General features: G+C 49.2%; 5 protein-coding genes. 1 reads left to right on the top strand and 4 read right to left on the bottom strand.

What is annotated here, in order from left to right; genetic code table 11:
* Positions 1-488: 488 nt before the first annotated feature.
* On the bottom strand, positions 489-1697 hold the full coding sequence (locus FS818_RS17950) for a PQQ-dependent sugar dehydrogenase (RefSeq protein ID WP_145333461.1): 1209 nt from the start codon (positions 1695-1697) through the stop codon (positions 489-491).
* 541 nt (positions 1698-2238) lie between these two features.
* Here FS818_RS17950 and FS818_RS17945 point away from each other — a divergent pair.
* Complete coding sequence (locus FS818_RS17945; protein WP_145333460.1) at positions 2239-3327, top strand: M24 family metallopeptidase; 1089 nt, start codon at positions 2239-2241, stop codon at positions 3325-3327.
* A 218-nt stretch (positions 3328-3545) separates the two neighbouring features.
* On the opposite strand, the gene FS818_RS17940 is transcribed toward FS818_RS17945, so the two are convergent.
* The 3 genes from FS818_RS17940 to FS818_RS17930 all read right to left on the bottom strand — a co-directional run bounded on the left by FS818_RS17940 (position 3546) and on the right by FS818_RS17930 (position 6533).
* The gene (locus FS818_RS17940; protein ID WP_145333459.1) at positions 3546-3899 is read right to left on the bottom strand and encodes a hypothetical protein; all 354 of its coding nucleotides are present in this window, start codon (positions 3897-3899) and stop codon (positions 3546-3548) included.
* Between the two features lie 143 nt (positions 3900-4042).
* Positions 4043-4750 carry a queuosine precursor transporter gene (locus FS818_RS17935; protein ID WP_145333458.1) on the bottom strand — a complete coding sequence of 236 codons (708 nt, stop codon included), beginning with the start codon at positions 4748-4750 and terminating at the stop codon, positions 4043-4045.
* 385 nt (positions 4751-5135) lie between these two features.
* The gene (locus FS818_RS17930) at positions 5136-6533 is read right to left on the bottom strand and encodes an L-cystine transporter (protein WP_145333457.1); all 1398 of its coding nucleotides are present in this window, start codon (positions 6531-6533) and stop codon (positions 5136-5138) included.
* Positions 6534-6547: the final 14 nt, after the last annotated feature.

The raw sequence follows: 6547 nt of genomic DNA, 5'->3' as shown, positions 1-6547 counted from the left end.
GAGCCCAAATCCATTGCGTTATGATGCGTCAATCTGAGAAAAAGCTAGCTAGTGTCCAATATTAAGGGGTTGAACCGCCAGAGAGCTTATTTACTCTGGTTAGTGATGATTCGCCCCTATTGTGCGCATTTTCAGCAAAATAGCGTCTGTGGGGATCGTTAGAATTCTCAAACCCTCAAAAACCGCCGAATAAGCTCGTCTGTGATCGTTAGAATAAAAGTCGGAGCGAGTACCCTTACACCGCGTTTAGCAGTCTGCAAAACCTTAGCCTTTCCCGTCCCCCCTGTGACGCCTAACTCCTTACCCATTACTCCCTTACCCCTTACTCCTTTTACTCCTTACTCCTTACTCCCTAACTTCTTAACTTCTTAACTTCTTAACTTCTTAACTTCCAATTATGCACATTCCCTCATTTCCTCTGTGATCCCTCTACCTGTACTCTCATTTCCCGATCTACTGATCTACCAACCAATCCGGCTGAATAACCGCTATCCTTCCGGGGTAAGCACGATCAACTTATCATCCCCGTCACGTGGCGAGCCGCGGCCATCGCGATTGTTCGTTAGCACATACAGCTTACCGTCTTCACCGGCGGTGACATTACGTATACGACCCCATTCATCTTCGAAAAAAGGGACCACCTGCTCGACCTTTGTACCGTCTTCGGACAATATCACACGCAGGAGCTGCTCCCCTCTCAGATTCGCAACCACTAATGAACCCGCCCACGGGCCTTCCGTAATGAAGGCTACACCCGAAGGCGCCCAGGTATCATTCCCGCTATGTGCCAGCGGAGACTGATAGGTTCCGTTATCATCGTCGTCGCCTTCTACTTCGGGCCAGCCATAGTTCTCCCCGGCAACAATCCGGTTAATCTCGTCATGATTGCGCTGACCGTGTTCGGTCGCATAGAGATACCCGTTATCCGGATTCCATGCGAGCCCTTGAGCGTTCCGATGCCCCAGACTATATACAGGGGAATTCGGCCAAGGGTTATCTGACGGGATCGCCCCATCGAGACCGATGCGCAGTATTTTTCCACCAAGGCTATCCCGGTTCTGTGCCAATTCCGGTTCATAACGCTCGCCTGTGGTGATATACATCAGCTGATCCGGGCCGATCTTGATTCGTCCGCCGTTGTGATTCACCCCGCCCGGAATGCCCGATAACAGTTCCTTGTCGATCACCGCTTTTCCATCCGCCACCTTCAGGCGTAGCACGCGATTGGCAATATCTTGCCCGTCCAGATACGAGTGGTACACATAGAGATAACCGTTGCTCTCAAAGTCCGGATCTGCCTCCAGCCCAAGTAATCCGCCTTCACCTTCTTCATTAAAAGGTGCTTCGAATTCAATCAGCGGCTCAGACTCCAGCTTTCCATTCGTAATGACTCGGATCACGCCCGGACGCTCGCTAACAAACATTCGCCCATCTGCAACCGTTACGATCTCCCAAGGTGCATTCAATCCCTCCACCAGAACAGAAGCCTGATAGGGAACGACCGCACTCCCTTGCTCTTCAAGCTCTCCGGTGCCTGTTTCAGTGTTGCCTCCGGTTGCCGTCTGCCCCTGACCAGCTCCCTCTCCTTGAGACAACCGTTGCGAATCTGACGTCGGTGTGCCGGGAGCACAGGATGCGGTTAACAAAGCCATGCTAAGCAATGAGGCATACAGCGGCACAGTTAATCGATTGTTCATGACGAATTAAACTCCCCTTTCAGCTTCATTGAATTGAGTATAAAAAGCGGATCAGCTTCTCTCCCTCATTTTCGTATGTTGCCTGAAGTCGTGACGCGTCTTATGCGTGAGTCTTGGATTCATATGTCTGCCTGCCGATTGGTCTGTGTCTCTATGTCTTCTGAATGTATGGCAAGCCTATGTTGTGTCTGTGTGGTGTCTGTGTGGTGTCTGTGTGGTGTCTGTGCTGCGTCTCGCGAGTGTATCTGTGTGAGTCTCGTGTTGTATGCCTGTATCGCACATTTGTGTTACAAGTCTCTATATGTCTAGTATATCTACGTCTCTTCCTTCAGCCAACGTCCCACCTGTAAAGCGGTTTCGCCCTGTATTACCCTTGCCACTCTTCCCCTAAACGGTAAGAACAGGCATTCCTTGGCTTAAAAATCGCTGCCGGTTTAGAATTTATTCAACATCTTCTATAATAGAAGGAGCAGACGCTATAGTGTTAAGAAAACACGGTGCATTTAAAAGAGCGTACATATGAAAGGTGGATATATCTACTATGAATCAAACTCCTTTATCCAGGCTGGAAGCCGATCTGTCCAAGCAAGGGCTCGATGCCATGCTCATCACAGATCCAAAACATATTTATTATCTGACGGGATATGCAAGCAATCCGCATGAACGTTTTATGGGCCTGATGCTGGCACGCGGCGAAGATCCTTTGTTGATCGTGCCTGCACTGGACGCCGATGCTGCAGCCGCAGCTTCTTCTGTATCCAACATTGCGACACATTCGGACACGGATAATCCCTATGCGCTGTTTGACCGATATCAAGGACGGCTGGGCCGGGTAGGTTTGGAAAAAGAATACGTCACCGTCTCTCGTTACGAGCAACTGAACTCCGCTCTCGGCGGTGCAAGCTTTGAAGATGTTGGTTCGTTGCTGCGCGCACTGCGTGTGAACAAAACACCGGAAGAAGTCACTCGTATTCGCCATGCCATCTACTTAATTGAAGAAACACTACGCCAAGGTCTTACCCATGTACGTGCAGGTGTGACGGAGATCGAGCTGGTCGCTGAGATGGAATATCAGATGAAAAAACTCGGTGCCGACGGTCCCTCCTTTGACACAATGGTGCTGACCGGACCCAAAACGGGGCTACCGCATGGCACGCCCGGGGATCGCAAACTGCAGCACGGGGATTTGCTTATGTTTGATATGGGTGTGTACGCTGGAGGATATGCGTCGGACATTACGCGTACTTTTGCCTTTGGAGATATCTCACCGGAACTGCGGACCATCTATGATACCGTACTCGCCGCCAACGAAGCCGCTATTCAGGTGGTTAAGCCGGGCATTACCTGTGCATCTGTTGACCACGCTGCTCGTCAGGTAACGATTGACGCGGGATACGGTGAGCGTTTTATGCACCGTGTCGGGCATGGACTCGGCATTGATGTACACGAATATCCATCCCTGCATGGAGAAAACATGGACGTGCTTCAGGCCGGAACCGTGTTTACCATTGAACCCGGTATTTACACCGCAGCAGGCGGTGTGCGCATCGAAGACGATGTACTTGTAACCGAGACAGGCATTGAGGTGCTCACAACGTATCCCAAAGAACTGCAAATCCTGATGGACTAAACTGAAAGTAAGTAAGTCAGTGCTTGCAGAACACGACAAATACAACGGCGATTAACACAAAAAATCCCGCAACCCATGACAACATGGCTTGCGGGATTTTAACATGCGACGCGTATCAACGTCCCTTAGGTCTCACATACGTCGCGTCTGATTCATATCGATTAGAGGGCTACTCTACAAAAGGCGTACATTTGTACTGACTGTTTAATCCATCTTCGTTAGCCCATTTCATGGGTTATATCCTGCCAATCCTTCAGTTCAGGCAATTCCTGTTTCCCCCAGTAATCCAAAAACCACTGAATCACCTTGGTTGTATCTGCGGTGGTGTAACTGTAATGCCGAAATCCGCTTTCACCTTCCTGCAAACGGGTCTCTACCACCATTTGCCCTGGTTCCTCAAGCGAAGCAGCCTGCAAATACATACTTCCCTCTACCCGTTCTGACGGTTGCAGAACGACAAAATCATGCAATTCCAGATCCGTAATCAAGTCCACAAATACCGAGGCATTAAGACTCTCGTTGTCGTAGGTTGTGCCATTGCTCTCCAGTTTGTAACGCAGTGTGGAATACATGCTCAATCCCCCTTATCGTAGACGTATAATATCAGGAAACAAATTCTCTATAAATTATCCCCCTGCAGCGTCCATATTGCAACTGGCTCCGCAGAGGGATTTGAAGTGGCGATCCTATATCAAACCATCAAATGTTACACGACTCAGTTCGACGCCTTGTTTGATTCATACGCCTCATCTTCAAATTTAAAGTTACGCGCGGCATACAAAAACGGTGTTCCTACCGCAGTCAGCACAAACTTGATCAGGTAGGTCGTCAGGAAAATTTCCAGCCACACATCCCATGGATAGATAAACACAAAGGCAACCGTGCAGAAGACGAGCGTATCCACAAAGGAACTGATAATCGAGCTGCCGTTCGTTCGAATCCAGAGCTGATTACGTCCTGGTGCGATTTTGCGTAGCCAACTGAACAAACGCACATCCAGAAACTGACTGATGAAATATGCAGACAGACTGCCGAGTGCCAGGCGTGGCAACAGTCCAAATAATTTTTCCATGGATTCCTGTGCAAAGTCCGTCGGTGCCGCATTAAAGAATAACACCATCTGCATCAGAACGGTCGTCATGATCAAAGTGAAAAATCCAAACCATACCGCCTTCCGTGCCTCACCCGCCCCGTACTTCTCATTGAGAAGGTCACTGGTCAGATACATGCTGACGTACATCGTGTTACCCAGCGTCAAGACAATCCCCATAATGTCTATCGTTTTGGTTACCTGAATGTTGGCAATGACCGTGGCGACACCGATCCAGGCATACAGACCTTTTTTGCCGAACAGACGATAACATAGAAGAAAAAATCCATACGTTACGAGAACGAATAACGCTCCCCAAACCAAATTAAACATGAATACATACACTGCCTTCCTAGTTTTGATTACGCGGGATGGTTACGAACCGCGGTTTGGCCCAGCGCCAAAACATGAATAACTCTATCATATTTCCGCCCCATTGAACAGCACTAAATCCCTCCAGCGTTGCATAACACCGTTAGCCCAACATACATGTATCCTCACCCGCTCTGTACCCCACCCTGACCCTATCTCCTTTTGTATTGAAAAAATAGACTCCCACCACTCGTGTCCCATCTGCACATTCAAGTGTAATCTCACACGCAAAAGCCGCCCTCCGGAATGTCTCCGAAGGACGGCCTTGCATCCACTCTATTGCAGCTCGCTTTGCGCACGCTACATCATCAAGTTCACAAGCTGTGCGGCATAAGCTTCGCCCAGTTTACGCGTGAGCAGCAGAATCCAGCTCACGGCTTTGATCGTTGAACGTGTCCCGATCGTTTTCTTTCAAAATTTTGCTTGTCAGCAGTCCGGATGTCATGGACCCATTCACGTTAAGCGCTGTACGACCCATGTCGATCAACGGCTCAACGGAAATCAACAGTCCAACGAGAGCCACAGGCAAATTCAATGTGGACAAGACGATCAGGGAGGCGAAGGTTGCCCCGCCGCCGACGCCGGCTACACCGAACGAACTGATCATAACTACGAGGATCAACGTCACGATGAAGTCCCAGCTCAGCGGATCGATTCCGACCGTCGGAGCAATCATGACCGCCAGCATGGCCGGATATACACCGGCGCAGCCGTTTTGCCCAATCGTCGCCCCGAAGCTTGCAGACAGGTTCGCGATCCCGTCGGATACGCCGAGTTTCTTCGTCTGTGTCTCCACGTTCAGCGGAATGGCTGCCGCGCTTGAACGGGATGTAAAAGCAAATACCAGCGTTGGCAGTACTTTTTTCAGATACGTAACCGGGTTAAATCCAGACAGGGTAATGATAATCAGGTGAATGATAAACATTACAGCAAGTGCCACGTAAGACGCAATGACGAATTTAATGAGCTTCAAGATCTCTTCTGCATTGGTGGTCGCCGTTACTTTCGTAATGAGCGCCAAAATCCCGTAAGGCGTAAGCCTCAGTACCAGCGTGACAATCCGCATCACCACTGCGTAAACAGCATTTACCATGCCACGGAACGTTTCCGCCTGTTGCGGCTTTTTACGATCCAGTCCCAGTACAGCCACACCGATAAAGGCTGAGAAAATAACAACTGCCAGAGTAGACGTACGGCGTTCACCCGTCATATCCGCAAATGGATTGGAAGGAATGAACTCGAGCACCTGCTGTGGAATCGTCTGATCCTTCACATCGGCCAAACGTTCCTCTACCTTCTGGATTTGAGCATTTTCCCGATCTCCGCCTTGAATCTCAATGGAAGTCAGGTTGAAGCCCAAGCTTGTTGCAATGCTGACTCCAGCAGCAATCGCTGTTGTAATGAGCAAAATAGCGATGATGGAGAAACTCATCTTGCCCAGGTTTTGCTTGCCTTTCAGATTCATGATCGCCGAGATAATCGACACCATGATGAGTGGAATAACTACCATTTGCAACAAACGAACATATCCTGAACCGACCAGATTAAACCAATCGACTGACTTCGTAATCACATCCGAACCCGATGTATAGATCAATTGCAGCATAACACCATACACAACACCCATACCTAGACCCGCAAATACACGTTTCGTAAACGAGATGTGTTTCTTTTGCATCCAGTAGAGAACACCCAGCAGCGCCAGCATGACCACTACATTCACAATTAATAGAAATGTATTCATTACCTTTGTTCCTC

Source organism: Paenibacillus xylanexedens, from assembly GCF_007680605.1.
Taxonomy (GTDB): domain Bacteria; phylum Bacillota; class Bacilli; order Paenibacillales; family Paenibacillaceae; genus Paenibacillus; species Paenibacillus xylanexedens_B.
This window is presented reverse-complemented; position numbering and strand designations above follow the sequence as displayed.

Coding starts and splice junctions, on each gene's coding strand:
- FS818_RS17950 (WP_145333461.1), bottom strand. CDS start 1,697: ATGAACAATCGATTAACTGTGCCGCTGTATGCCTCATTGCTTAGCATG.
- FS818_RS17945 (WP_145333460.1), top strand. CDS start 2,239: ATGAATCAAACTCCTTTATCCAGGCTGGAAGCCGATCTGTCCAAGCAA.
- FS818_RS17940 (WP_145333459.1), bottom strand. CDS start 3,899: ATGTATTCCACACTGCGTTACAAACTGGAGAGCAATGGCACAACCTAC.
- FS818_RS17935 (WP_145333458.1), bottom strand. CDS start 4,750: ATGTTTAATTTGGTTTGGGGAGCGTTATTCGTTCTCGTAACGTATGGA.
- FS818_RS17930 (WP_145333457.1), bottom strand. CDS start 6,533: ATGAATACATTTCTATTAATTGTGAATGTAGTGGTCATGCTGGCGCTG.